General features: G+C 76.1%; 2 protein-coding genes. Both read left to right on the forward strand.

All coding sequences use genetic code 11. The annotated features are described in order from the left end of the window. Nucleotides 1–325, forward strand: a 325-nt coding sequence (locus GM672_RS27820) for a pilus assembly protein (protein WP_170300289.1), incomplete at its 5' end; no start/stop codon positions are given. A 7-nt stretch (nucleotides 326–332) separates the two neighbouring features. Then, on the forward strand, nucleotides 333–586 hold a 254-nt coding region (locus tag GM672_RS27825), incomplete at its 3' end, for a hypothetical protein (protein WP_155473701.1).

A 586-nucleotide genomic window follows, 5' to 3' on the forward strand; every position in this document is an offset into this window, starting at 1 on the left:
CCGGCCCTGCGGCAGCGGGCTGGCACAGGGCCTGTGCGAGCGCACCGCCCCGGGCGAGGCGCCGGCCTGGCAGGCGGTCGACCTGCGCGACGAACGGCACAGCGCGGCACTGGGCACCTTCACGGGCGCGGCGATGGAGACGGGACAGGGCTTCCTGCCCCTCAGGCGGCCCCGCTACATCGTCGAACGCCTGCCGTACCGCCCGCCCGGAGCGGAAGTGGGCGTGGACGGCGGCTACCTGTACCGGGTGACGGCGATCGGCTTCGGCAGCCGCGAGGGCACCCAGGTGGTGTTGCAGGCAACCCAGCGCCGGCCGGAAGACTGAGGCGGCCATGGCTTCCCCTTACGGCGGCGCCGCGCCTTCTCTGCCACGCTGGCCCGTCGTGCCGCCACGCCGGCAGGGCGGCCTGGGCACGCTTTACCGGCCGCGGCGCTGGCACCTGCATGTACGCCTGCTGCATGCCGCAGTGGCCGCGGGTGCGGCGCTGGTCCATGCGATTGCCGCGCCGGCCCCGCGCCTGGTCGAGCCGTCGGACCGGCAGGTGGCGCTGGGGTGCGCGGCCGCCAACCAGACCGTGCGTGGCCC

Origin of the sequence: Pseudoduganella buxea, assembly GCF_009720835.1 — a bacterium.
Taxonomy (GTDB): Bacteria; Pseudomonadota; Gammaproteobacteria; order Burkholderiales; family Burkholderiaceae_D; genus Rugamonas; species Rugamonas buxea.